Here is a 23,216-nt window from a genome sequence, read left to right as displayed (position 1 = left end):
GCTCCGGGCTTGCAGGAGCGTGATGCCTGGGTCGGCGGCATTGGCCTGGGCGCGCCGTTGCGAAGCTGTTGGCGCTCAGGCCGGCAGCACGGGCAAGGCTGATGGAGCAAGAGGTGTCTGCGCGGTGCCGGCGGCTTGCTCGGCCAGTGCACCGGAGATGGGCTTGGGTCCGGGCTGGCTGCGTTCGCAGCCGGCGGCGGCGAGCAGGCCGAGCGCCAGGAAGACGGCGGTGCCAAGGCGGCGGAGGGTTTTCCGGTTCATGGTGCCTCCTTCTGGTTGTCGAAAGGTGGTGTGCGGGAGGACGGTACCTGGACGGCTGGTGCTTGCGACCAACCGCCCCGGCGGCGCCGTTCACCCGCAGCGAGACGGCGCGTAGCCCACCTTTTAGTCTAGCCGTTCACGGCCCGGACCGGGTCGGAACCGGGGGCGCGAGCCGCGCCCGGGCGGCTTGGGCAAAGCGCGGGATGGGCTGTATCATGAACCTTGGAACGGATAACAAAACGGGAGAAGGCTTCATTGGAGTCCCATCATGTTGCGCTACGCCGTGGTTTTCTTCGTCATCGCCATGATCGCGGCCGTGTTTGGCTTCGGCGGCATCTCCGCCGCGGCGGCGGAGTTCGCCAAGATCCTCTTCATCATCTTCCTCGTGCTGTGCGCGGTGTCGTTGATATGGGGCCTGAGCAAAGACCGGGGCTAGGGCAGGTCGCCGAGCCCTTTAGCCGCCCGACCGACAACGGGATCCACGCTTGAATCCAGCAGATTCTCCCGACCAGTCCCTGGACCGCACGCCACCCAAGCGACACGCTCGCGGCATCGGCCATTGGCTGCCCGATCGCCACACCGCCACGCGCACGGCCAAGGTGGTGCTGGCCGCGGTCAGCGCATGGCTGGCGCACCGGGCCGCCAGCAAGGGCGCGGCGCTGTCCTTCTACATGCTCTTCTCGATGGCGCCAGTGCTGGTGCTGGTGATCTCGATTGCCGGCATCTTCTTTGGCGCGGAAGCGGCACGGGGCGAGATCTTTGCCCAGATCGACGGCCTCGTCGGCGCCCAGGGCGCGGCTGCCATCCAGGAAATCCTTGCCGCCACGCACCGCTCGGGTGGTGGCGGGCTGGCCGCAGCCATCGCCACCAGCATCTTGTTTGTCGGCGCCACCAGCGCCTTCGCGGAACTCAAAGGCAGCCTCGACGAGATCTGGGAGACACCGGCGCCGCAGGGTGCCGGCTGGCAGCAATTGCTGCGCGCCCGCTTGCTCTCGTTCAGCCTGGTGCTGGTACTGGCTTTCATGCTGCTGGTGTCGCTGATCGTCAATGCCGCGCTGGCGGTAGTCGACCGGTTTTGGGGCCAGATGTGGACGCAATCGTGGTTTTCGCCGGTGGCGGACGTGCTTTCAACGGCATTTTCATTTGGCGTGGTGACCCTGCTGTTCGCAGTGATCTTCAAGATGCTGCCCAATGCCCGCATCGCCTGGCGCGACGTGGCCATGGGCGCCATCATCACCGCCTTGCTGTTCTCGGTGGGCAAGCGGCTGATTGGCCTTTACCTGGGCAATAGCGCCGTGGCTTCGTCCTATGGGGCCGCGGGGTCGGTGGTCGCGTTGATGTTGTGGGTGTATTATTCGGCACAAATTTTCTTCTTCGGTGCCGAGCTGACCCGCCAATACGCGCTGCAATTCGGCAGTTTGCGAGGGCAAAGCATCGGCCCGCCGCCCGATCCGCGCGCGGCCGGTCCCGCGAACCGGTAAAATACGGCCCGATTCCCTTCGTGCATGCCCGCAGTGCCCGGCCCCCGACCGCAAGCTGATGGTCGCGCCGGCCCCTGGCGCCGGTCCGCTGCGCCCCGGGCCCTTTTTCATCTTCTGTTTGCCGAATCCACTGCCGTGAGCTCGCTCGTATCCGAAATTGCGCGTCGTCGCACCTTTGCCATCATTTCGCACCCTGACGCGGGTAAGACGACCCTGACCGAAAAATTGCTGTGGTTCGGTGGCGCCATCCAGGTCGCGGGCGAAGTGCGCGCGCGCAAGGCCGACCGCCACGCCACCTCCGACTGGATGGAGCTGGAAAAGCAGCGCGGCATCTCGGTGACCTCGTCGGTGATGCAGTTCCCGTACCGCGAGAACATCGTTAACCTGCTCGACACCCCGGGCCACGAGGACTTCTCCGAAGACACCTACCGCACGCTGACCGCGGTGGACTCCGCGGTGATGGTGATCGACTCGGTCAACGGCGTGGAAGCGCAGACCATCAAGCTGCTCAACGTCTGCCGCCTGCGCGACACGCCCATCATCACCTTCATCAACAAGCTCGACCGCGAAGGCCGCTCGCCCATCGAGCTGCTCGACGAAATCGAGGACGTGCTGAAGATGCAGTGCGCGCCGATGACCTGGCCGATCGGCATGGGCAAGGCTTTCCGCGGTGTGTACCACCTGATCGACGACCGCGTGCAGCTGTTCGACCCGCACGGCGAGAAGGGCACCTCGGCCATGGTCCAGGGCCTGGACAACCCGGAGCTGGACCGCGTGCTGGGTACCCAGGCGGAAGAGCTGCGCATCGAGATCGAACTCGTGCGCGGCGCGTCGCATGCCTTTGACAAGGACGCGTTCCTTAGCGGCAAGCAGACGCCTGTGTACTTCGGCTCGGCCGTCAACAACTTTGGCGTGCAATCACTGCTCGATGCCTTGTGCGAGCTGGCACCGCCGCCGCAGGGCCGCAATGCCGAGTCGCGCGCGGTGGAGCCGCAGGAGCCCAGGTTCACTGGCTTCGTGTTCAAGATCCAGGCCAACATGGACCCGCGCCACCGCGACCGCATCGCGTTCGTGCGCGTCTGCTCGGGTCGCTTCGAGCGCGGCATGAAGGTGCAGCATGTGTCCACCGGCAAGACGATGGCCATCAACAACGCCATCACCTTCATGTCGCAGGACCGCAATACGACCGAAGAGGCTTACGCTGGCGACATCATTGGCGTGCCCAATCACGGCACCATCCGACTGGGCGATGCGTTCAGCGAGGGCGAGGCGCTCAAGTTCACCGGCATCCCGTCGTTCGCGCCTGAGTTCTTCCGCCGCGCGCGGCTGAACAACCCGCTCAAGGTCAAGCAGTTGCAAAAGGGCCTGCAGCAGCTGGCGGAAGAGGGTGCGACGCAGATGTTTCGCCCGATCGCTTCCAACGACCTGGTGCTGGGCGCCGTCGGCATCCTGCAGTTCGATGTGGTGGCGCACCGCCTGGAGCACGAGTACGGTGTCGACGCGATCTTCGAGTCGCACGACTGCGCCACCGCGCGCTGGCTCAAGGGCGACCCCGCGGAGATCGATAAGCTGATCGAGAAGGCGGGCCACAATGTGGCGCTCGACGGCGCCGGCGACCACGTCTACCTGGCGCCCAGCATGGTCAACCTGCGCCTGACGCAGGAGCGCTTCCCCAAGCTGCAGTTCATGGAGACGCGCGAAATCGTTTGATTTTCGCGCTGCCAGAGCGATCTGGCGCAAGCGCCGCCCGCTCGGGCGGCGCGCCTAATCCAGGCGCATGAGGTAGTGCAGGACCAGCGTGCAACCGGAGCACAGCACTACCGCATTGACCATGCGCAGGAACTGCTCGCGCGACAAGCGCAGCGTGATCCTGCGCCCGGCCCACAGGCCCAGCGCCATCGCCGGCGCCAGCAGCAGCGCCAGCTTGATGATGGCCGCACCCGCATAGACTCCCGCCAGGGCAAATAGCACCAGCCGCGTCAGCGTACTCACGCCGATCAGCGTGGACTGCGTCATGCGCATGGCGTCCTTGCCCAGCCGGCCCGACAGGTAGATCGCATAGAGAAAGCCGCCGCTGCCGAACATGGCCGAGCACACGCCGCCGCCCAGGCCAAAGGGCAGCGCCGCGCGTGGCGTGAAGCCGGTGGGCCGCTTGCCGGCAAGCGACCAGATCGCATACCCCATGGCGAACACGCCAAGCAGCAGCGGCAACAGGTCCGACTGCAGCTTGAGCAGCAGTGCGGCACCCACCAGGCTGCCGGCCAGCATGCAGGGCAGCAGCCGCCCAAGCTCGGCGTGGTCGGCGGCGCGGCCATCGCGCAGCAGGGCAAAGGCTGCGGCCGTGCAGTCCATCAGCGCCAGCAGCGGCACGATCTGGCGCACCGGCATCAGGTAGGCCAGCAGGGGCCCGGCCACCAGCGCGGTGCCGAAGCCCGCCATGCCGAAGATCACATAGGCGCCGGCGATGGCCACGCACATGGCGAGGTAGGCAGGCAGGGAAACGTCGGGCAGCAGGGCGGTCAGGTCCACGGGCATTGGCATCAGGGTTGCGTGCCCCACAGCATAGGGACGCGTGCGTGCTCGGACCAATATCAAAGCGCCCCGCGATCCATCGCAAAGCGGCATGGCAGCGCGCTGGGCGCGGCGCGCGCGCCATGGCACACTTGCGCGCACGACCCAGGCCGATGTCAGCCCGTCCGTCCCATGAGCCCGCCCATTCAATGAGTCCGTCCCTCAAGCAGTTGCGCTACTTCGTTGAAATTGTCGATGCCGGCAGCTTCAGCCTGGCCGCGGAGCGGCTCTTTATCGCGCAGTCGGCGCTGAGCCGGCAGATCAAGGAGATGGAGGGCATGCTGCAAGTGGTGCTGCTGGTGCGCAAGCCGCGCCATGTGGAGACCACGCCAGCCGGCCGCGCTTTCCTGGAGGCGGCGCGCCGCATCCTGGCCGAGCTGACCGAGGCCTCGGCGCAGGCGCGTCAGGTTGAGCGCGGCGAGCAGGGCACGGTGCGCCTGCTGCATTCCAGCTCGGTGCCGCTGACGCCGGCATGCACGGCGGTGCTGCGCGAGTACCAGGCGACGCACCCGGGGATACGTTTCGAGATCTCGCAGGCCTCCAGCGAACAGCAGGCCATGGAGATCGAGGAGGGCCGCGCCGACCTGGGCCTGGCGCGCGAGCCGCTGCTGCGCCGGCTCCCCGGCGTCGAGGTGGACCCGCTCTATGAAGAGCGCCTGGTGCTGGCGGTATGCAGTGCGCATCCGCTCGCGCATGAGCAAAGCGTGGCGTTGGAGCGGTTGCGGGAAGAGTCCTTCGTGTCGCTGCCGCATCCGGACCGGGGCGGCCTGAGCCATCGCGTGGCGCAGTGCTGCCTGGAGCGTGGCTTCTATCCGCGCGCGGCGGCGGCGATCTCGCGCAAGCTGTCGCAGCTGGCGCTGGTGGAGGCAGGGTTTGGCGTAGCCTTGGTGCCGGCTTCGCTCAGTCGCCTGGCACCGCCGGGCGTGCGCTGCGTGCCGCTGGCCGATGCCGGCGGCGATAGTCGCTGTGATAGTCGCTGTGATAGTCGATGTGATACGCGCGTGCTGCTGCTGTCGCGCCGCGACGCCGCGCCAGCCGCCGCGGCGCTCGCGCAGTGCCTGCGTGCGGCGCTGTCGCCTCGATAGTCGCCTTAATCGCCTTAGTCGCTTAGTAGGCCAGCGAAGCCTGAACGTAGAACGTGCGCGGCATGCCCACGTACTTGCCCGCGTTGTTGTCGGTGGAGCGGGTGAAGTAGCGGCGGTCGAACAGGTTCTTCACGCCCACCGCGATCTTCAGGTTCTGCGCCGCCTTGCCGAAGTCGTAGCCCAGGCGCAGGTTCATCAGCTCGCGCCGCTTTCCACCATGGTCTCGCGGTCGACGATGGTCCGCGCCCCGGGGTGCTCCAGCACCTTGGCCTCGTTCGGGCTCTCCAGCCAGTTGCCGACCACCGTGACGGCATTGAGGGTGCTTTCGGCGCTGAAAGCACCTGGGGTTGCCGCGTCAGGGGCGGTTGCCGGCGCGGCCGCGGGCTGCGGGTCGGCCGCATGCACGCACAGGGTCAGGCAAAGCAGGGCAGCGCCGATGGCGGCGCTGGAGAGCTTGAAGGTGGGCTGCAAAATGGAATTCCTGGGAAGCGCTGGCGGGGATCCGTGCATCCGCCGCATCGAGGGCTCGCGTTATAAATACGAATCATTATCGATTCCACTGTGTGTGTCTTCCCCGTTGCAACAATGCATCATTGTTGATACATGAAAGGGGGTGGGACGTGATGCATGCGCCTGCATGCACGCCGCGGCTCGGATAGAATTCGTGCCAGCTTTGCCCCGCCGCCCGTCCTGTCATCACAGCCATCCATGCCGACCCCTGCTTCCGTTCCGGCCCCCGAGCCGGACTCAGTCTTTCGCGACCCTTCATTTCGGCTGTTCTGGTTTGCCCGCCTGTGCACCACCATCGGCTACCAGATCTTTACGGTGGCGGTAGGCTGGCAGATCTACGATCTCACCCGCGACCCGTTCATGCTTGGCATGGTGGGGCTGGTGCAGTTCCTGCCTTCGGTGATGCTGCTGCTGATGTCCGGCCACGTGGCCGACCGCTTCGACCGGCGCCTGATCGTGCGCATCTGCCAGACGCTGGAAGCGCTGATCGCGGTGTCGATGGCGGTGGCAAGCTTGTCGGGCTGGATCACGCGCGATCACATCTTCGTGTTTGTGGCCCTGATCGGCGCCACCCGAGCCTTTGAAACGCCGACCCTGCAAGCGCTGCTGCCAAGCGTGGTCACGCCACGCATGTTTCCGCGCGCGGTCGCGCTGTCCAGCTCCGCCACGCAGACGGCCATCATCATCGGCCCCGCGCTGGGCGGTTTCGCCTATGTGGCTGGCCCGGGCGTGGTCTACGCCATCAGCGCCACGCTGTTCGCCGTGGCCGCCTGCCTGGTCACCGCCCTCAAGCTGCGCCAGGCCGCGCAGCGGCTGACCACGCCGGTCAGCATCGCCACGCTGTTCGCGGGTTTTTCGTATATCCGCGGCCGGCCGGTGCTGCTTGGCGCGATTTCGCTGGATCTCTTTGCCGTGCTGCTAGGCGGCGCCACCGCGCTGCTGCCCATCTACGCGCGCGACATCCTGCATACCGGCCCCTGGGGCCTGGGCCTGCTGCGCTCGTCGCCCGCCATCGGCGCGCTGGCGACCGCGCTGTGGCTCGCCCACCATCCGATGAACCGCCGCGTGGGCCGCGTGATGTTCGGCGCCGTGGCCGTCTTCGGCGTGGCGACGATGGTGTTCGGCATCTCGCACTGGTTGCCGCTGTCGATGGCGGCCCTGGTCATGCTTGGCGCCTCCGACATGATCAGCGTGGTGGTGCGCTCCACGCTGGTCCAGCTCGATACGCCCGACGACATGCGCGGGCGCGTGGGCGCGGTCAATTCGGTCTTTATCGGCGCGTCCAACCAGCTTGGCGAGTTCGAGTCCGGCGTGACGGCTGCCCTGTTCGGGCCGGTTGGCGCGGTGCTGCTTGGCGGCATCGGCACGTTGTTGGTGGTGGTGGTGTGGATGCGCCTGTTCCCCTCGCTAGCCTCGCGCGACCGCTTGCACAATCACCCCGTCACAGCTTGAAATAAGGTCCAAACCGGCCGGTCCCAGCACCGGCCGGGTGCAGCGCCCGTTCTTCCTCCGCGCCTTCCTTCGCACCAAAGCGTACCCAATTCTGCGTGCTCCCGCGCAGCGGTGCCGCACGATGTTCCCCACATAAAAAGTACGCCCAAGCCCACTCCGGCGAAAGATTTTTTCAATCGGGGCCAGCCCTTGCCCACGCAGGGCTGGCGCCGATTCGCCCCGCTGTTCCCGCGCATCTGGGGGAAACCAATTCCCCTGTCATTTGTCCTGAAAGTATCCTCAATTTCAATCAAATGCAGGCAATCGTCTGATATCAAGTCTGGCCATCGCCGGCTTTGGTAGTCCGGGCACCGCCAGTGACAGGAGAGTGACCAAACATGTGTGGCATTGCTGGAGAACGACGCTCTGATCGGGTCATGGCCGACCTGCGCGCCGTCACAGACATGACCCGCGACCGGGCCAGGCGCGGCCCCGGCGCAGAGGGCCTGGTCGGTCTGGGCGCACGCGCGTTCGACTATCGCCGCACCGTGGCCGACGTGTCGATGAGCGGGCTGTTGTCGGGCGGCATGGACGCCAGCCCGATCACCGGATTGCTCGCAGAAACGGGTACGCCCGACCTGCGTGCCTACGCCATCGGCTTCGAAGCCGCGGGCGGCGAGGCCGCCGTCACCGCTGCGCGCGCACTGCGCATCCCGGTGGTGGGGGTGGATTTTCTGGTGCCGGCGCACGATCAGCCGCAGCACGTGATCATCGAAGCCAACGAGCGAACCGGCGTGGCCAACCACGAACCGCAGCCGGTCGCCGAGCGCTTCATGGCCCGATGCCACGCTCGTGCGTACCAACCTCTTCACGATCAATAGCGTACCAACCTCTTCCTGAAATCTTTCGAACCGAACCATGAACCCGCCCGCATGCAGACACTGAAGATCGACCCGCTTTACCTCAAGACCACGCCGCAGGCGCAGCGCAAATCGGTATACAGGTGGGCGATTTCGTCACCGCCGCGCTCGCCGCGCCTGTGCGACAAGCACGGCATTCCCAGCCATCGGGATATGTTCCGCTTCCATCATGCCGATGCGGGCGCGGCGGTGAGCGCCGGGCACGATGTGCGTACCGCGTTGCTTTGTTTCGGCGCCGACGCCTCGCATGGCTACGCGCGCGCACGCTTGTCCGTGCTGGTGCGCCTTGCGGAATGGCTCGCGGTCTATATTCAGAGCGTGCTTACCTTGCCGGAGGACCGCCAGCGCCGCATGCGCTCGGTGGCTGGCTTCTCGCACCAGTTCGATCCGGGCCAACCGGCGCGCAGCGAAACGCCGCTGCCGGATGCCGGGGAACCGGTGCACCGCTGCCGCGACGACGATGCATCCTGAGCCAAGCATGTCTCGCCTTTCCACACTGATCGCCGGAGCCGAATCCATGAACCTGAACTTCATCGAGCCCCACAAGCTGGAAGCAGCCTGGGCGTACTTGCTGCAACTGGTGGTGCAGCAAGGCCTGAACTGCATCGCCGCCATGCTGATCCTGATCCTGGGCTGGTGGCTCTCCGGGCGCGCCCGCGCCGCGGTGCTGCGCGCGTTTGACCGCCCGAGCGTGGATGCCACCTTGCGCCCGATGCTGGCCAGCGTCACGCAGTGGATCGTGCGCGTGATCACGGTGGTGCTGGTGCTGTCGCAATTCGGCGTGCAGACCGCCAGCATCATCGCCATGCTCGGCGCCGCCGGCCTGGCCATCGGCCTGGCGTTGCAGGGCACGCTGCAGAACATCGCCGCGGGCATCATGCTGGTGCTGCTGCGGCCGTTTCGCGTGGGCCAATACATCGATGCGCAGGGCGTGGCCGGCACCGTCCGCGAGACGGGCTTGTTCATGACCGAGCTGACCACCTTCGACGGGGTTTGCCTGCGCGTGCCCAACGGCAAGATCTGGGGCAGCGCCATCACCAACTACAGCGAGAATCCCACCCGCCGGCTCGACATTGAAGTCACGGTCACCTTCGATGCCGACATCCAGGCCGCACTCGATGCGTTGCGCGCCATGCTTGCGGCCGAGGGCCGCGTCCTGGCGGACCCGGCCTCCGAGGCGATGGTGGTCAATTACGCCGCGCAGGGCGTGACGCTCAACGTGCGCTGCTGGGTTGCCGCCGGGGATTACTGGAACGTGCGCTTCGCCTTCTACCACCGCATCAAGCAGGTGCTCGAAGCCGCCGGCTGTGCCATCGCCCTGCCGGTGCAGGAGTGGCGCGTGTCCGAGGACGTGCAAGCGGCCGCGCCCGCCGCGCCGAGTCCCGCGCATCGCCTGAGCTGACGAACCAACCTCTTCGGATACCGCCGCCGCGGTGCGCAAGCACCCCGGTGGCGATCTCGTTTGGTGGTGAGCGCTTGCGCCGCCATTGGCCTTTCCATTTCTCTCTCCCCTTCGGGTTCTTCACCGGTATCCGCGTTTCGTTGCGCCACGCGGCGCAACACGGCATGCCTTCAATCTCTGGAATTGGATTTGCTGTCTGCACACAAGCTCGAACTGAACCCCCTCGCCCGGAAGCCCCTCAGCTTGCGCAAAGTCTCTCCCGCCAATCAAGGCATCTTCCCTTGTGCATCGCGCGCGAGGCTCGCGCGGTGTCTGCCCGCGCTGGCCTGCGCCGCCGTGCTCGCTCCCGCCGCGCCAATGGCCAACGCGCAGGGCAGCCTCACGCTGTACGGGTTTGCCAACGTCGGCATCTTTCGTCCCGCGCCCGGCCAGCCCATTCAGCTCGGCACCTTGCAGCGCAGCTTCATCGGCCTGCGCGGCAGCGAAACCCTGGCCCCCGGCTGGGCCGCCACCCTGAACCTGCAAACGCGCTTCGACATGGGCAATGGCCGGCTCGAAGCCAGCGGCGCCACGCCGTATTTCCAGGGCGAATCCACCGTCGGCATCAGGTCGCCCTATGGCGACCTGCGCGTTGGCCGCGCGCTGACGCCGATGTGGCAATACGACTGGCAGTACGACAGCTGGGACAATTTCAACCGCGTGAGTTCCGTGGCGTGGTACGTGTATCACCCGTCCTATCGCACCGATCCGTATCACAATGGCCCCGCGGGCGAATACTCGCGCCTGAACAACGGCGTGTTCTACGACTCGCCAAAATGGGGCGGGATGCACGTGCACGTATCCGCCGGCGTGGAGAAGAACGAAACGCCGGACGCCGCCGGCAACCAGGACCGCACGCGCCCGCTGGCGGCCTCGCTCAACTACGATGCCGGGCCCTGGTCGGCCATGCTGACGGCGGAGCGCAATTCGGCTTATGACAACACGTGGTTCGCGGGGCTGGCCTACGCGTTCACCAAGGTGCGGCTGATGGCCTCGTACAGCCAGACCCATCTAAGCGCCGCGAGCCAGGCCTTGCTCGGCGACGCCAGCGCCAGGCGCAGCGCCGCCACGCTTGGCGTCAACTGGCGCGTGGGCGCCTATACGCTGAAGCTCTCGGGCGCGCGCGATTTCCAGGGCTATGGCACGGCGGGCGCGACCGGCTACGTCACCAGCGGGGTGGACTACGCGCTATCGAAGCGCACCACGTTGTACGGCGCGGTGTCGTATCGCCACAGCCGCTACGCAGGCGGCGGCACCGGCTTCGGCGCCGGCATCAGCCATAGCTTCTAAGCCGCGCACAAGCCATCTCCCGTCAGCCCTCCTCGGCAAACAGCGAGCACGCCCCGGCCTCCGCCGTGCTGACGTGGCGGCGGAAATTGGCAAACAGGTCGCGTCCCACGCCATGCCGGTTGGCGGACAGATCGGGTGGCGTCACCGAGCGCGCGGCCCATTCCGCTTCGGGCACCAGCACCGTGAGCACGCCCGCATGCGCGTCCACGCGCATCGGGTCGCCCTCGCGCACGCGGGCGATGCCGCCGCCACTCAATGCCTCGGGGCACACATGGATGGCGGCCGGCACCTTGCCTGACGCGCCGGACATGCGTCCGTCCGTCACCAGCGCCACGTGGAAGCCGCGGTCCTGCAGCACGGTCAGCGTGGGCGTGAGCTTGTGCAGCTCCGGCATGCCGCAGGCGGCCGGCCCTTGCCATGGCAGCACCGCGACAAAGTCACGCTCCAGCTCGCCGCGCTTGAACGCTTCGATCAGCGCGTCTTGCGAGTGGAACACCATCGCCGGGGCTTGCACGATGTGGTGCTCGGGCTTGACCGCCGAGATCTTCAGCACGGCGCGGCCGATATTGCCGTCAAGCAGCTTGATGCCGCCTTCCGGCGCGAAAGGCTGGCCGGCGGCGCGCACGATGCTGTCGTCCAGCGGCGCTTCGGGCCCCTCGATCCAGGTGAGCTTGCCATCGCGCAGCACCGGCTCGCGCGTGTAGTCGGCCAGGCCCTTGCCGACCACGGTGGTCACGTCATCGTGCAGCAGGCCAAGCTGCAGCAAGCCGCGAATCACCAGTCCGAGTCCGCCGGCGGCCTGGAACTGGTTCACATCCGCGCTGCCGTTCGGATACACGCGCGCCAGCAGCGGTACCACTTCCGATAGCTCGGCAAAATCGTCCCAGCCCAGCACGATGCCCGCGGTGCGTGCCATCGCCACCAGGTGCAGCGTATGGTTGGTGGAGCCGCCGGTGGCCAGCAGGCCGACGATGCCATTGACGAAGGCGCGCTCGTCGAGCACGTCCGCCACCGGCGTATAGCGATCGCCGCCATGCACAAGGCGCAGCGCCTGGCGCGCGGATTCGCGCGTGAGCGCTTCGCGCAGCGGCGTGTTGGGATTGACGAAGGCGGTGCCGGGCAGGTGCAGGCCCATGATCTCCATCAGCATCTGGTTGGAGTTGGCGGTGCCGTAGAAGGTGCAGGTGCCGGGGCCGTGGTAGGACTTGCTCTCCGCCTCCAGCAACTCCGCGCGGCTGAGCTTGCCCTCGGCGTAGCGCTGGCGCACACGCGCCTTTTCCTCGTTGCCGATGCCGGTGGTCATGGGGCCGCCCGGCACGAAGATGGCGGGCAGGTGGCCGAACGACAGCGCGCCCATCACCAGCCCCGGCACGATCTTGTCGCACACGCCGAGGTACAGCGCGCCGTCGAACATCTGGTGCGACAGCGCCACCGCGGTGGATAGCGCGATCACGTCGCGCGAGAACAGCGAGAGATCCATGCCGTCCTGGCCCTGCGTCACGCCATCGCACATGGCGGGCGTGCCGCCGGCGAATTGCGCGGTGCCGCCCGCCTCCAGCGCGGCTTCCTTGAGCCATTGCGGATACTCCGCCAGGGGCTGGTGCGCCGACAGCATGTCGTTGTAGGAGGAGACGATGGCGAGGTTGGGGCGCTCTTGCGCCTTCAGGCGGATCTTGGCCTGCTCGGGCATGGCCGCCACGGCGTGCGCCAGGTTGGTACACGAGAGCTGCGCGCGCTCCACCTTCTGTCCCGCCATGGCGCGGGTGCGGTCCATGTAGGTCTGGCGGGTGGCGGCGCTGCGCGCGATGATGCGGGCGGTGACCCGTTCCAGGACTGGGTGACTTGGCATGGGGATCTCCTGCGTGGGTGCTTTTTCAGCCTAGTGCACTTTGGGGAGGGGTGCACGGTTGGCGCGCGGTTGGCGCGCGGTTGGCGCCAGTATGAGCCGCTGCACGTTTTCTCCACAAGTGCTAGACTCCGCCCCATTCTCTGGAGTTCAAACGACATGAAGCAAGTAGCGCAACGCACCGCCATTGCAGCGTTTGCCGCGGCACCTTACGGTGAACGCGTGCTGCTGGCTATTCACGTCTAGTCTTCCGAGCGTCCCGCCCGGAAGGCTGCAAGGCCAGTTCCGGGAACGACGAAACCGATCATCGCCAACCCCGGACGGCCCGCAGGCCCGCCGGGGTTTTGTTTTTTTGTTTCGCCACCATCTGACACGCCATGCGTACCTACGACAAGTTGATTGCCACGATTCAAACCGGCCAAGGGAACGGGGGCTTGCGCTCGTCCCTTGGTGCGGTAACGGCGTCGTCTGGCGTAGTCACCGAGACCATTGCGTGCCGCATGCGGCATGCCGGCGCCGCCTCGCAAGCGATCCCATAGCCTCCTGGCTGCACATGCAGTCCGGGAGGCCTCGCAGATCGCCTCCCAGGGACCAAAAACACCCTGGCAGGCACGCACCCGCCAGGGTGTTTGCATTCAGGCAGCCCATCATGGAAAGCAGAAACGAAAGCAGGCAGGAAAGCAGGAAACTCAGGAACATCGGCATCATTGCCCACGTGGACGCGGGCAAGACCACCACGTCCGAACGCATCCTGTTCTACACCGGCGCCAGCCACCGGCTGGGCGAGGTGCATGACGGCGCCGCCACCATGGATTTCGATCCACAGGAGCAGGCGCGCGGCATCACCATCAACAGCGCGGCCACCACCGTGTTCTGGCGCGGGCACCAGATCAACCTGATCGATACCCCGGGCCACATCGATTTCAACATCGAGGTGAACCGCTCGCTGCGCGTGCTCGACGGCGCCGTGGTGGTGTTCGACGGCGTGGCCGGCGTGGAGCCGCAGACGGAGACCAACTGGCGCCTGGCGGACCACTACCGCGTGCCGCGCCTGGCCTTCATCAACAAGCTGGACCGCACCGGCGCGGATTTCCTGCGCGTGGCCGGCATGATCGAGGAACGCCTTGGCGTGGTGCCGCTCGTGCTGCAGTTGCCGATCGGCAGCGAGGGCGATTTCCACGGCGTGGTCGACCTCGTCACCATGCAGGCCCTGCTATGGCAAGGCGGCGCGGGCGGCACGGGCTACGTGACCGATGCCGTGCCGCAGGCGCTGGCGGAGCAGGCCGCGGCTTGGCGCCAGCGTTTGCTGGAAACGCTGGCCGAGCAGGACGATGCCTTGCTGGAAGACTACCTGGCGGGCCGCGAGCCGGCCGCGGACACCCTGCGCGCAGCCATCCGGCGCGCGACCATCAGCGCAGCCGTGGTGCCCGTGCTGGCGGGTTCCGCCTTCAAGAACAAGGGCGTGGAGCCTTTGCTCGATGCGGTGACAGCGTACCTGCCGGCACCTGGCGAAGCGGGCCGTCATGCCGTGAGCGCGGACGCGGACCAGCCGCTGGTGGCGCTCGCCTTCAAGGTCGTGCACGATGCGCACGGCACGCTGACGTTCTTGCGGGTGTATCGCGGGCGGCTCGCGGTCGGCGACACCGTGCTCAACGCGGGCAGTGGCAAGCGCGAGCGGGTGGCAAGGCTGTATGAGATGCATGCGGACCGCAAGCAGGAGCTGGAGGTTGCCGTGGCCGGCGACATCGTGGCGATAGCGGGCCTCAAGGCCACCATCACCGGCGACACGCTGACCGATCCCGCGCACCCCATGGTGCTGGAGACGATCGACTCGCCCGAGCCGGTGATCGACGTGGCCATCGAGCCGAAGAGCCAGTCCGACCAGGCCGGCTTGTCGCGCGGCCTGCAAGTGCTGGTGCAGGAAGATCCGAGCCTGCGCCTGCGCCAGGATCCGGAGAGCGGGCAGACGTTGCTGTCCGGCATGGGCGAGCTGCAGCTGGAGGTCACGCTGGAGAAGCTGCGCACACGCTTTCAGGTGGAGGTCACGGTAGGCCGCCCGCAGGTGGCGTATCGCGAAACGCTGACCCGTGCCGCCGATGCGCGCTACCTGCATCGCAAGCAAAGCGGTGGCCCGGGACAGTACGCGGAAGTGGTGCTGCGCTTCGAGCCGCTGGCGCGTGGCGAGGGCGTCCGGTTCGAGAGCCGCATCAGCGGTGGCGCGGTGCCGCGCGAGTTCGTGCCGGCGGTGGAGGCCGGCATCCGGCGCGCGGCCGCGCAGGGCGTGCTCGCCGGCTACCCGGTGGTGGATGTCCAGGCCATCCTGCTGGACGGCAGCTATCACGAGCGCGACTCCTCGGCCCTGGCCTTCGAGACCGCGGCCGCGTGCGCCTTCCGTGAAGCCGCGCGGCAGGCTGCGCCCGTGGTGCTGGAACCGGTGATGAGCGTGGAAGTGGTGACGCCCGCCGATCATGTGGGCGATGTCATCGGCGATATCCACCGGCGCCGGGGCATGGTGCGCGGGCAATCGCAACGCGGTGGCGGCAACACCATGGTGGTGGAGGCGCATGTGCCGCTGGCCAGCATGTTCGGCTACATCGGCAGCCTGCGCGCGCTGACCTCGGGCCGCGCCAGCTTTGGCATGCAGTTCGATCACTATGCCGCGGCACCGGCCACGGCGGTGGTGGAGATGGCTGGCTGAGTCTGACGGCGGTTGCAATCGGGCGGGCGCCGCGTGGGTGCCCGCCCCCTGGCGACCGGCGAGGCTTCATCCGCCGGCGCGCACACGCCCGCTCAGACGTCGACGATCACCAGCGTGCCGTGGCTGCCGGGCAGCACGGCGTGGGGGATGCCGGCAAGGGCGAGGTACATCTGCCCCGGCTCGACGACAACGGTGCCGGCTTCGCCTTGCACTTGCAACATGAGCCGTCCGCTCACCACGAGCAGGCCTTCGTTGTAGTCGTGCGTCTCCGCTTCATACGCTTGTTCATCCATGCGCAGGACCTTGATGCGGGCGGGGCCGACCTGGCCCACGACTGTGGACTTCCATGCGCTGGGCAGCGCGGCGGCAAGGTCGTCAAACTGAATCAGCGGCACTGGTGTGGCTCCGGGTTGGTCTAGACGCGCTTCGGAATATCCAGGCCCTTGGCCACCGCGGGACGCGCCAGGAAGGCCTCGAGCGCGCGCGTGACGTGGGGGAAGTCCTGGATGCCGACCAGCTCGCCGGCCTCGTAGAACCCGATCAGGTTGCGCACCCAGGGGAAGGTCGCGATGTCGGCAATGGTGTAGGTGTCGCCCATGATCCAGACGCGGTCCGCGAGGCGGCCGTTGAGCACGGCCAGCAGGCGCTTGGCTTCCGCGACATAGCGGTCGCGCGGGCGCTTGTCCTCGTATTCCTTGCCGGCGAACTTGTTGAAGAATCCCAGTTGCCCGAACATCGGCCCGATGCCGCCCATCTGGAACATCAGCCACTGGATGGTCTCGTAGCGGCCGGCGGGATCTTGGGGGATGAACTTGCCGCTCTTGTCGGCGAGGTAGAGCAGGATCGCGCCGGACTCGAACAGGGCCAGCGGCTGGTCGCCGGGGCCGTTCGGGTCGAGGATGGCGGGAATCTTGTTGTTGGGGCTGATCGACAGGAACTCCGGCGTGTACTGGTCATTGGTGTCGAAGCGCACCAGGTGCGGTTCGTACGGCAGGCCGGTTTCCTCGAGCATGATCGAGATCTTGACGCCATTGGGCGTGGGCAGCGAATAGAGCTGGATCCGCTCCGGGCGCAGGGCGGGCCATTTATTGGTAACGAGGAAGGCGGAAAGATTGGTCATGGAATTCCGTAGGAATGGGAATGGATGAGCTGGGGCAATGGTTGGCCTTGGCGGCCGATGAGGATGGCCGTGCCGGGGTTCGCCGCGGGGCCTGCCCGGGCAAGCGCCGGGTCACTTCGGCTTGTCGTCGCCGTCGGGAGGGCTGACGCCGGCGGCAACCAGGCAATCGCGCAGGTGCTTGATCTCCTGCTTGGCGCAGACATTGCCATGGTGCGGGTGATGAAGGTAGAACTCATACTGGTTGAGCACCACCCTGAAGCGGGCGCCCTGGATCGGCTCCACCTTCGCGCCGAGTTGCTGCAGCAGCGACTCCACCTCGCGCCAGTGGATGTTGTTGCTGAGCGGGTGACTGAAGATCGACTGCAGGAGGCTGCGGGATTTGTGGCTCATGGCGCGGTCAGGCTTCTTCGGCGGCAATAGCCGTAGCATACAAGAGTGGGTAGGTCGGCGCTTGCTGCACCCGCGAGGGGACCCTCGCGCCTGTCCTATCTCAGCACTTGCCCAGCGCCAGGTAGGCCCGCGGCGTGGCGCCGGTGTAACGGCGGAACAGGGCAATGAAGCTGCTGACGCTGGCGTAGCCCAGGCCGAGCGCCACGGTAGTGACGCTTTCGCCTGCCACCAGCCGCTCCATGGCCGCCAGCATGCGCAACTGCTGGCGCCATTGCGCCAGGCTCCAGCCGGTGTCGGCCTGAAAGTGGCGGGTGAGCGTGCGGCGGGCCATGCCGATGCGTGCCGCCCAACCATCCAGGCCGGTGTTGTCGTCCGGGCTGGCCAGCAAGGCGGTGGCCATGCGCAGCAAGCGCGGCTCCTGGGGCATGGGCAGGAACAGTGTTTGCGCCGGCTGGCGGATGAAGTCATCGGCAAAGACCGCCAGGTAGTGCTCGCGCACCGATCCGGACGGCGGCTCGGCTTGCGCCAGCGCGTCGAGCAGCGCGGCCAGCAGCGGCGACAGGCGTACCACTTTGAGGGTTTCCGGCATGGCGGCACGGCTCCATGCCTCGTCGAAATACAGGCTCATTCCGGTCATCGCGCCATGGATGTGCGCACCGTGCGATGCATGCGGCGGCACCCAGCCGATGCAGCCGGTCGGCATCAGCCAGCGCCCGCCACCGGCCTCGATGCTGACCACGCCGGACTTCACGGTGAACAACTGGCCCTCGGCATGCGCATGCGGCACCTGTTCCCGGGCGGCTTCATGTGCGATCGGCCGGATTTCTCGTAGCGACATCGATTTGGCCCGTTTCGAATATAAGTTGGCATTCTATCGTTAGAGGGCAATGTGGCAAGTGCCTAGACTGGCTGCTCCAACCCAGCCAGGAGCGATGCATCGTGAATGCCAACATCAATGCCCACGCGAACATCAACATCAACACCAACATCAACACCAACACTCAGCCCCTTTCCGAACGTCTCGGCCAGCCCGTGGCAGCAGTGCTCGATAGCCTGAGCACCTTGCTCGCCCAGCAAGGCCGGCGGCTGCGCACGCAGCAGCCGCGCAGCGCCCCCGCCGACTTCCAGGCCCTGCGGGCGGCGTTCGACCAGCACAGCGGCGCCGTCGGCTTGGCGCTGAAAAGGGCATTGCTGGAGCGCTGGCCGCGGATTCCGTTTTCCGACCAGGAACTGGAAAGCGGCGCGCAGCAGGCACCGGAGCATGCCGACGCCTACTGGGTTTGCGATCCCATCGACGGCGCCCTGCACTACCTGAGCGGCATGCCGGGCTGGACCATTGCACTGTGCCTGGTGGTGGAAGGGGTGCCAGCACTGGCGCTGGTGCATGACCCGGCCACCGGGCGGACGTATCGCGCGGGCGCCGGCCAGGGCGCCGATTGCGACGGGGCGCCATTGCGGGCCAATGCGCGCGGGGAGCTGGCCTCGGCGCTGATCGCCACGGCGCATCCCAACTGGCCAGGGCAGGTGCGTAGCGATACCGCGGCCTTTCTGGATCGCTTTGGCCGTTTGTTGCCGCAGGTGTTCGGGCAGCGCGTATACGGCCCCACATCGTTGTTGCTGGCGCTGGTTGCCGGTGGCGCGTTAGATGGCTACTGGGAGTGCGGGCAGGATTACTACGACTGGTTGCCAGGCGCGTTGCTGGTGACCGAGGCGGGTGGCGTGGTGACCGCGCTGGATGGCAAGCCGTTCGCCTGGGGGTGCCAGGGGATCGTGGCCGCCGGGCCGGCCATGCATGGTGGGCTGAATTCGGCGCTGGCGGTATGGGGCTGATTCCATGGCCATTGCGTCCCGGTTTGGCTACGCAGAAACGGGTACGCTTTATTGCGCCGGGGCGTGTTTGCCCCGTTCCCGTTCCCGTTCCCGTCCCCGTCCCCGTCCCCGTCCCCGTCCCCGTCCCCGTCCCCGTCCCCGTCCCTGTTCCCGATACTTGCCTAGCCGGAGAAATTGCCGTGCCGGCCGGCACCCCCGACAAAGCGGGCGGCGCCCGGAATGCCCTCCTCGAACACGATCGGCGTGCCGTTGGCGCCTTCGGCCCGCAGTGCGTCGGCCAGCGGCAGGTCCCATTGCCCGTAGGCAGAGGCCCGGTCCGCCAGCATGCAGCGCTGTGGGAAGGCGGCCAGCTCATGCGCCAGCGCCTCGGCCGCGGCGCGGGCCTGGCCGGGCTCGACCACGCGGTTGGCCAGCCCCATGGCGAGCGCTTCCTCGGCGGACACCGGGCGGCCGGTCAGGATCATGTCAAGCGCGCGGCCCATGCCGACGATGCGCGGCAAGCGCACCGTGCCGCCGTCGATCAGCGGTACGCCCCAGCGCCGGCAGAACACGCCGAAAACCGCATCGCGCTCCGCCACGCGCAGGTCCGCCAGCAGCGCCAGCTCCAGCCCGCCCGCTACCGCATAGCCGCTGACCGCGGCCACCAGCGGCTTGGACAGCGCCATCCGGCTCGGGCCCATCGGGCCCGCGCCACCGCCTTGCGGATCCAGTTCGTGACGGCGCGCCGGGTCGCTTACCGCCGACAGGTCGGCGCCGCCGCAGAAATGCCCGCCCGCGCCCCACAGCACGGCCACGCGCAGCGCCGGGTCGGATTCGAACCGGGTGAATGCCTCGCGCAGCGACAGCGCCATCGGGCCGTCCACGGCGTTGCGCTTGTCGGCGCGGTCCAGAATGATGGTGAGGACCGGGCCGCACGTTTCGGTCCTGACATAATGGTTGGGCTGACTGGGCTTACTATCCATGCTCTCATCCTCGGTGCCTGCGCCTGGCAAGGGTGAATCGGGTACTTTCAAGTACTTTCTAGGTGTTTTTCCACATGCGTAAATATTTCGTCAAATGATATATTTATGCCAATAAAAGAAATATTCCTGGTTTACCCTTCGCGGCATTCTTTACCGCCCACGTTGCTCCCGCTTTCGACCCATGCATGAAATAGAAATCCGCGAGCCCTCGGCGACCGACCTGGTCCTGGACCTGCTCTACGGCCACCCGGAGCGTACCCTGCCGGTGCAGGCGCTGGCGCGCGGCGCTGAGGTGATGGGCATCGGCACGCCCAGCGTGCGGGTGGCGCTGACGCGCCTGCAGCGCCAGGGCCGCATCGTCAAGACGGAGCGCGGCTGCTACGCGGTGTTGCCGGAAGGCAACCCGGTCTACGACGAGGTCGAGCACTGGTTTGAAAAGGAGAGCCGGCTGGGGCACTGGGCTGGCGACTGGCTGGTGGTGCAGGACGCCGCGGTGGCGCGCAGCGAGAAGACCGCCTGGCGCCACCATGCGCGCGCGCTTTCGTTGTCCGGTTTTCGGGTGCTGGCCGCCGGCATCAACGTGCGCCCGGACAACCTCGCGGGCGGCGCCCCGGCCATGCGCGCGGCGCTGTCCCGGCTCGGGATGGCCAGCGCCGGCCTGCTATTCGTGGGCCGCGAGTTCGATGCCGATGCCGCCGCGCGCATGCCCCAGCTGTGGGACGTGCCGGCGCTGCAATCCGCGTACCGCCGCGCGCTGGCGCAGCTTGAGCGCAGCCGGGCCAAGCTGGCGCGCATGGCGCCGGATGCCGGCGCGCGCGAAACCATGCTGGTGGGGCGTGCCATCATCCGCGCCATCGTGCGCGATCCGCTGTTGCCCGAGGCCATCATGGACCCGGCGCCCCGCCGCGCCCTGATCGAGGCCACGCGCGCCTACCAGCTCCAGGCGCGCGGCCTGTGGGTGGATCTGCTGGCCGGCTAGCGCGCGCAGGCGGCGAATCGCGGGCTGCGCGCCGGGTGGCGCCGAGCGATCCTCGCCTCGCCAAGCGGCAGCGACTCAACTAAACTGGCCGGAACTTATGCGGCGCACCGCGGCACTCAGTAAAGTGACGCGCGCTGGTGTTCCCGGAACCCCGCAGGCCCCGCCGGGCTCTTGCGCCGCACCCACGTTGGCCAAGACAAGGAGTACAGGGTGAGCATGCCCGATTTCGACATGGTGCTGTTCGGCGGCACCGGGGACCTGGCGCGGCGCAAGCTGCTGCCGGCGCTGTTCGATGCACACCGCGCGGGTTTGCTTCATCCCAACGCCCGCATTCTTGCCACCGGCAGCCATCCCCTTTCCACCGAAGACTACATCGGCTCGCTGGAACAGAGCGTGCGGCCGGGTCTTGAGCATGCGCCGCCCGAAGCCTGGGCCACCTTCCTTGCGCGCATCAGCTATGTGCAGGCCGACGCCCGCGTGCCCGAGCACTTCGACGCGCTGGCGGCCAAGGTGCTGCAGCGCTCGCCAGAGGTGGTGGTGTGCTATCTCGCCACCGGGCCGCATATCTTTGTCCCCATCTGCGAGCAGCTCGCGCGCACCGGGCTCAACCATCCCAATGTCCGCATCGTCCTGGAGAAGCCGCTCGGGCACGACCTGCCTTCGTCCGATGCGATCAACTCGGCCGTGGCGCAGTATTTCGGCGAAGACCAGATCTACCGGATCGACCACTACCTGGGCAAGGAGTCGGTGCAGAACCTGATGGCGATCCGCTTCGGCAACGCACTGTTCGAGCCGCTGTGGCGCCGCGAGTGGGTGCAGGACGTGCAGATCACCATCGCCGAGGAGCTTGGCGTGGAGACGCGCGGCGAGTTCTACGACAACACCGGCGCGCTGCGCGACATGGTGCAGAACCACCTGCTGCAACTGCTGTGCATGGTGGCGATGGAGCCGCCCAGCAGCCTGTCCGAGGACGCGATCCGCGACGAAAAGATCAAGATCCTCAAGGCGCTCAAGCCCATCACGCCGCAGGACGTGGCCGAGAAAACCGTGCGCGGGCAGTACCGGGCCGGCGCGGTGGGCGGCAAGCCGGTGGTGGGCTACCTGGACGAGAAGGGCATCGCGCCCGACAGCCATACCGAGACCTTTGTCGCCATCAAGGCCGAGATCGCCAACTGGCGCTGGTCCGGCGTGCCGTTCTACCTGCGCACCGGCAAGCGCATGCAGTCGCGCGTGGCGGAGATCGTCATCCACTTCCGCGATGTGCCGCACGCCATCTTCCCGCGCCCGCTGACCTTGTCGCCGCAGAACCGGCTGGTGATCCGGCTGCAACCGGAGGAGAGCATCCGCCTGTATTTCCTGGTCAAGCAGCCCGGCGATACGGTGGCGCTCACGGGCACCTCGCTCGACCTGGACTTCGCCAACTCCTTCAAGGTGCGCCGCGCGGGCGCCTACGAGCGCTTGCTGCTCGATGTCATCCGCGGACGCCTTGGATTATTCGTGCGGCGCGACGAACAGGCGCAGGCCTGGCGCTGGGTCGAGCCCATCATCGATACGTGGGCGGGCAGCACCGTGCCGCCCAAGGCGTATACCGCCGGCACGTGGGGCCCGGCTTCCTCGTCCGCGCTGATGTCGCGCGACGGCTCGCTCTGGCACGAAGAGGTGTGAGCCGCGCCCGCTGATCATTGATTGACCCTCATTCGAACAGGAGACATTGCCCATGCGACGCTACGAACATACCTCCGAGGCGGACCTGGCCGAAGCGATGGCGATCTCGGTGGCCCACGCGCTGGAGATCGCCATCGGCGTGAACGGGTGGGCGGTGCTGGCGGTGTCCGGCGGCCGCTCGCCGGTGGCGATGTTCGAGCGCCTGCGCCATCGCACCATCCGCTGGGACGCGGTCACCATCACGCTGGTCGACGAGCGCGTGGTGCCGCCGGACCATGACGACAGTAACGGCGCGCTGGTGCGCCGCCACCTGCTGCGCGAGGCGGCTGGCAAGGCGGCCTTCGTGCCGCTGGTGGCCGATGCCGCCGAAGCGGCCGACCCGGCCAGCGCGGTGGCCCGGCTGAACGCGGCCTGGCGCCAGCCCGACGTGATCGTGCTGGGCATGGGCGAGGATGGCCACACCGCCTCGCTGTTTCCCGAGGCGCCCGAGTTGCAGCAGGCGCTTGCCGAGCCGCGGCCGGGCTATATGGTGACGCATCCGCGCGAGGCGCCGCACGCGCGCATCACGCTGAACCTGGCGGCGCTGCTGGCCGCCGAGCGCGTTTTCCTGTCGTTCGCGGGACCCGTCAAGGCAGCCGTGTTCGCACGCGCCAGCAAGGGACCCATCCCCGCGCTGCCCATCAGCCTGGTGCTGAGCCGGCACCGGCACGGCACCGATGTCTTCTCGGCTTGATGC

23 protein-coding genes and 1 pseudogene are annotated in these 23,216 nt (G+C 67.4%); 14 read left to right on the top strand and 10 right to left on the bottom strand.

Annotated features, from left to right (window positions below):
- Positions 1–75 precede the first annotated feature (75 nt).
- A complete protein-coding gene (locus AB4061_RS08080) occupies positions 76–261 on the bottom strand; it encodes a hypothetical protein (protein ID WP_441632554.1) in 186 nt (61 codons plus the stop codon).
- A gap of 268 nt (positions 262–529) precedes the next feature.
- On the opposite strand from AB4061_RS08080, the gene AB4061_RS08075 reads away from it, so the two are divergent.
- The 3 genes from AB4061_RS08075 to AB4061_RS08065 all read left to right on the top strand — a co-directional run bounded on the left by AB4061_RS08075 (position 530) and on the right by AB4061_RS08065 (position 3,452).
- Positions 530–697, top strand: a complete 168-nt coding sequence (locus tag AB4061_RS08075) for a DUF1328 domain-containing protein (protein WP_150989214.1) — start codon at positions 530–532, stop codon at positions 695–697.
- Positions 698–776: 79 nt separating this feature from the next.
- Positions 777–1,742, top strand: coding sequence for a YihY/virulence factor BrkB family protein (locus AB4061_RS08070; RefSeq protein ID WP_441632849.1), 966 nt, complete (start codon positions 777–779; stop codon positions 1,740–1,742).
- 135 nt (positions 1,743–1,877) lie between these two features.
- Positions 1,878–3,452, top strand: a complete 1,575-nt coding sequence (locus AB4061_RS08065) for a peptide chain release factor 3 (protein WP_441632552.1) — start codon at positions 1,878–1,880, stop codon at positions 3,450–3,452.
- 54 nt (positions 3,453–3,506) lie between these two features.
- Here the strand turns inward: AB4061_RS08065 and AB4061_RS08060 are convergent, their stop codons facing one another.
- A complete protein-coding gene (locus AB4061_RS08060; protein ID WP_441632550.1) occupies positions 3,507–4,283 on the bottom strand; it encodes a sulfite exporter TauE/SafE family protein in 777 nt (258 codons plus the stop codon).
- Positions 4,284–4,462: 179 nt separating this feature from the next.
- On the opposite strand from AB4061_RS08060, the gene AB4061_RS08055 reads away from it, so the two are divergent.
- On the top strand, positions 4,463–5,398 hold the full coding sequence (locus tag AB4061_RS08055) for a LysR family transcriptional regulator (protein ID WP_441632549.1): 936 nt from the start codon (positions 4,463–4,465) through the stop codon (positions 5,396–5,398).
- A gap of 22 nt (positions 5,399–5,420) precedes the next feature.
- Here the strand turns inward: AB4061_RS08055 and AB4061_RS08050 are convergent.
- Positions 5,421–5,594: pseudogene (locus AB4061_RS08050) on the bottom strand (hypothetical protein); the annotation flags it as partial.
- Positions 5,594–5,869, bottom strand: coding sequence for a hypothetical protein (locus AB4061_RS08045; protein ID WP_441632547.1), 276 nt, complete (start codon positions 5,867–5,869; stop codon positions 5,594–5,596). The gene AB4061_RS08045 and the pseudogene AB4061_RS08050, both read right to left, overlap by 1 nt.
- A 237-nt stretch (positions 5,870–6,106) precedes the next feature.
- On the opposite strand from AB4061_RS08045, the gene AB4061_RS08040 reads away from it, so the two are divergent.
- The 5 genes from AB4061_RS08040 to AB4061_RS08020 all read left to right on the top strand — a co-directional run bounded on the left by AB4061_RS08040 (position 6,107) and on the right by AB4061_RS08020 (position 10,990).
- Positions 6,107–7,360, top strand: a complete 1,254-nt coding sequence (locus AB4061_RS08040; protein ID WP_441632545.1) for an MFS transporter — start codon at positions 6,107–6,109, stop codon at positions 7,358–7,360.
- Positions 7,361–7,776: 416 nt separating this feature from the next.
- On the top strand, positions 7,777–8,220 hold the full coding sequence (locus tag AB4061_RS08035; RefSeq protein WP_441632543.1) for an asparagine synthase-related protein: 444 nt from the start codon (positions 7,777–7,779) through the stop codon (positions 8,218–8,220).
- A 51-nt stretch (positions 8,221–8,271) separates the two neighbouring features.
- Positions 8,272–8,730, top strand: coding sequence for a hypothetical protein (locus tag AB4061_RS08030; RefSeq protein ID WP_441632541.1), 459 nt, complete (start codon positions 8,272–8,274; stop codon positions 8,728–8,730).
- A 46-nt stretch (positions 8,731–8,776) separates the two neighbouring features.
- The gene (locus tag AB4061_RS08025) at positions 8,777–9,661 is read left to right on the top strand and encodes a mechanosensitive ion channel family protein (RefSeq protein ID WP_441632847.1); all 885 of its coding nucleotides are present in this window, start codon (positions 8,777–8,779) and stop codon (positions 9,659–9,661) included.
- A gap of 336 nt (positions 9,662–9,997) precedes the next feature.
- Complete coding sequence (locus tag AB4061_RS08020) at positions 9,998–10,990, top strand: porin (RefSeq protein WP_441632539.1); 993 nt, start codon at positions 9,998–10,000, stop codon at positions 10,988–10,990.
- Between the two features lie 22 nt (positions 10,991–11,012).
- Here the strand turns inward: AB4061_RS08020 and edd are convergent, their stop codons facing one another.
- Positions 11,013–12,839 (bottom strand): phosphogluconate dehydratase, encoded by a 1,827-nt coding sequence (edd, locus tag AB4061_RS08015; protein WP_441632537.1) that lies wholly within the window; start codon positions 12,837–12,839, stop codon positions 11,013–11,015.
- A 646-nt stretch (positions 12,840–13,485) separates the two neighbouring features.
- On the opposite strand from edd, the gene fusA reads away from it, so the two are divergent.
- Positions 13,486–15,534 carry an elongation factor G gene (gene fusA / locus AB4061_RS08010; protein ID WP_441632535.1) on the top strand — a complete coding sequence of 683 codons (2,049 nt, stop codon included), beginning with the start codon at positions 13,486–13,488 and terminating at the stop codon, positions 15,532–15,534.
- 92 nt (positions 15,535–15,626) lie between these two features.
- Here the strand turns inward: fusA and AB4061_RS08005 are convergent, their stop codons facing one another.
- From AB4061_RS08005 to AB4061_RS07990, 4 genes are all read right to left on the bottom strand, one after another.
- Positions 15,627–15,929, bottom strand: a complete 303-nt coding sequence (locus AB4061_RS08005; protein WP_441632533.1) for a cupin domain-containing protein — start codon at positions 15,927–15,929, stop codon at positions 15,627–15,629.
- Between the two features lie 20 nt (positions 15,930–15,949).
- On the bottom strand, positions 15,950–16,654 hold the full coding sequence (locus AB4061_RS08000) for a glutathione S-transferase N-terminal domain-containing protein (protein WP_441632532.1): 705 nt from the start codon (positions 16,652–16,654) through the stop codon (positions 15,950–15,952).
- Between the two features lie 111 nt (positions 16,655–16,765).
- The gene (locus AB4061_RS07995) at positions 16,766–17,044 is read right to left on the bottom strand and encodes a type II toxin-antitoxin system HicA family toxin (protein WP_441632530.1); all 279 of its coding nucleotides are present in this window, start codon (positions 17,042–17,044) and stop codon (positions 16,766–16,768) included.
- Positions 17,045–17,144: 100 nt separating this feature from the next.
- Positions 17,145–17,882: a helix-turn-helix domain-containing protein gene (locus AB4061_RS07990; RefSeq protein WP_441632528.1), complete on the bottom strand. Its 738-nt coding sequence runs from the start codon at positions 17,880–17,882 to the stop codon at positions 17,145–17,147.
- Positions 17,883–17,983: 101 nt separating this feature from the next.
- Between AB4061_RS07990 and AB4061_RS07985 the strand changes: the two genes are divergently transcribed.
- Positions 17,984–18,874: an inositol monophosphatase family protein gene (locus AB4061_RS07985; RefSeq protein WP_441632527.1), complete on the top strand. Its 891-nt coding sequence runs from the start codon at positions 17,984–17,986 to the stop codon at positions 18,872–18,874.
- A 161-nt stretch (positions 18,875–19,035) separates the two neighbouring features.
- On the opposite strand, the gene AB4061_RS07980 is transcribed toward AB4061_RS07985, so the two are convergent.
- The gene (locus tag AB4061_RS07980; protein WP_441632525.1) at positions 19,036–19,836 is read right to left on the bottom strand and encodes a crotonase/enoyl-CoA hydratase family protein; all 801 of its coding nucleotides are present in this window, start codon (positions 19,834–19,836) and stop codon (positions 19,036–19,038) included.
- A gap of 181 nt (positions 19,837–20,017) precedes the next feature.
- On the opposite strand from AB4061_RS07980, the gene AB4061_RS07975 reads away from it, so the two are divergent.
- The 3 genes from AB4061_RS07975 to pgl all read left to right on the top strand — a co-directional run bounded on the left by AB4061_RS07975 (position 20,018) and on the right by pgl (position 23,213).
- A complete protein-coding gene (locus AB4061_RS07975) occupies positions 20,018–20,815 on the top strand; it encodes a PaaX family transcriptional regulator (protein ID WP_441632523.1) in 798 nt (265 codons plus the stop codon).
- 216 nt (positions 20,816–21,031) lie between these two features.
- Positions 21,032–22,480, top strand: coding sequence for a glucose-6-phosphate dehydrogenase (gene zwf / locus AB4061_RS07970; RefSeq protein ID WP_441632845.1), 1,449 nt, complete (start codon positions 21,032–21,034; stop codon positions 22,478–22,480).
- A 52-nt stretch (positions 22,481–22,532) separates the two neighbouring features.
- On the top strand, positions 22,533–23,213 hold the full coding sequence (gene pgl, locus AB4061_RS07965; protein ID WP_441632521.1) for a 6-phosphogluconolactonase: 681 nt from the start codon (positions 22,533–22,535) through the stop codon (positions 23,211–23,213).
- Positions 23,214–23,216 lie beyond the last annotated feature (3 nt).

The organism is Cupriavidus sp. YAF13, assembly GCF_052113425.1.
Classification (GTDB): domain Bacteria; phylum Pseudomonadota; class Gammaproteobacteria; order Burkholderiales; family Burkholderiaceae; genus Cupriavidus.
Note: the sequence above shows the minus strand (reverse complement) of the source record. Positions and strands in the feature narration are given on the sequence as shown.

Coding starts and splice junctions, on each gene's coding strand:
- pgl (WP_441632521.1), top strand. CDS start 22,533: ATGCGACGCTACGAACATACCTCCGAGGCGGACCTGGCCGAAGCGATG.
- AB4061_RS07975 (WP_441632523.1), top strand. CDS start 20,018: ATGCATGAAATAGAAATCCGCGAGCCCTCGGCGACCGACCTGGTCCTG.
- AB4061_RS08025 (WP_441632847.1), top strand. CDS start 8,777: ATGAACCTGAACTTCATCGAGCCCCACAAGCTGGAAGCAGCCTGGGCG.
- AB4061_RS07995 (WP_441632530.1), bottom strand. CDS start 17,044: ATGAGCCACAAATCCCGCAGCCTCCTGCAGTCGATCTTCAGTCACCCG.
- zwf (WP_441632845.1), top strand. CDS start 21,032: ATGCCCGATTTCGACATGGTGCTGTTCGGCGGCACCGGGGACCTGGCG.
- AB4061_RS08075 (WP_150989214.1), top strand. CDS start 530: ATGTTGCGCTACGCCGTGGTTTTCTTCGTCATCGCCATGATCGCGGCC.
- AB4061_RS08040 (WP_441632545.1), top strand. CDS start 6,107: ATGCCGACCCCTGCTTCCGTTCCGGCCCCCGAGCCGGACTCAGTCTTT.
- AB4061_RS08055 (WP_441632549.1), top strand. CDS start 4,463: ATGAGTCCGTCCCTCAAGCAGTTGCGCTACTTCGTTGAAATTGTCGAT.
- AB4061_RS07980 (WP_441632525.1), bottom strand. CDS start 19,836: ATGGATAGTAAGCCCAGTCAGCCCAACCATTATGTCAGGACCGAAACG.
- AB4061_RS08060 (WP_441632550.1), bottom strand. CDS start 4,283: ATGCCAATGCCCGTGGACCTGACCGCCCTGCTGCCCGACGTTTCCCTG.
- AB4061_RS07990 (WP_441632528.1), bottom strand. CDS start 17,882: ATGTCGCTACGAGAAATCCGGCCGATCGCACATGAAGCCGCCCGGGAA.
- AB4061_RS08030 (WP_441632541.1), top strand. CDS start 8,272: ATGCAGACACTGAAGATCGACCCGCTTTACCTCAAGACCACGCCGCAG.
- fusA (WP_441632535.1), top strand. CDS start 13,486: ATGGAAAGCAGAAACGAAAGCAGGCAGGAAAGCAGGAAACTCAGGAAC.
- AB4061_RS08035 (WP_441632543.1), top strand. CDS start 7,777: ATGGCCGACCTGCGCGCCGTCACAGACATGACCCGCGACCGGGCCAGG.
- AB4061_RS08080 (WP_441632554.1), bottom strand. CDS start 261: ATGAACCGGAAAACCCTCCGCCGCCTTGGCACCGCCGTCTTCCTGGCG.
- edd (WP_441632537.1), bottom strand. CDS start 12,839: ATGCCAAGTCACCCAGTCCTGGAACGGGTCACCGCCCGCATCATCGCG.
- AB4061_RS08000 (WP_441632532.1), bottom strand. CDS start 16,654: ATGACCAATCTTTCCGCCTTCCTCGTTACCAATAAATGGCCCGCCCTG.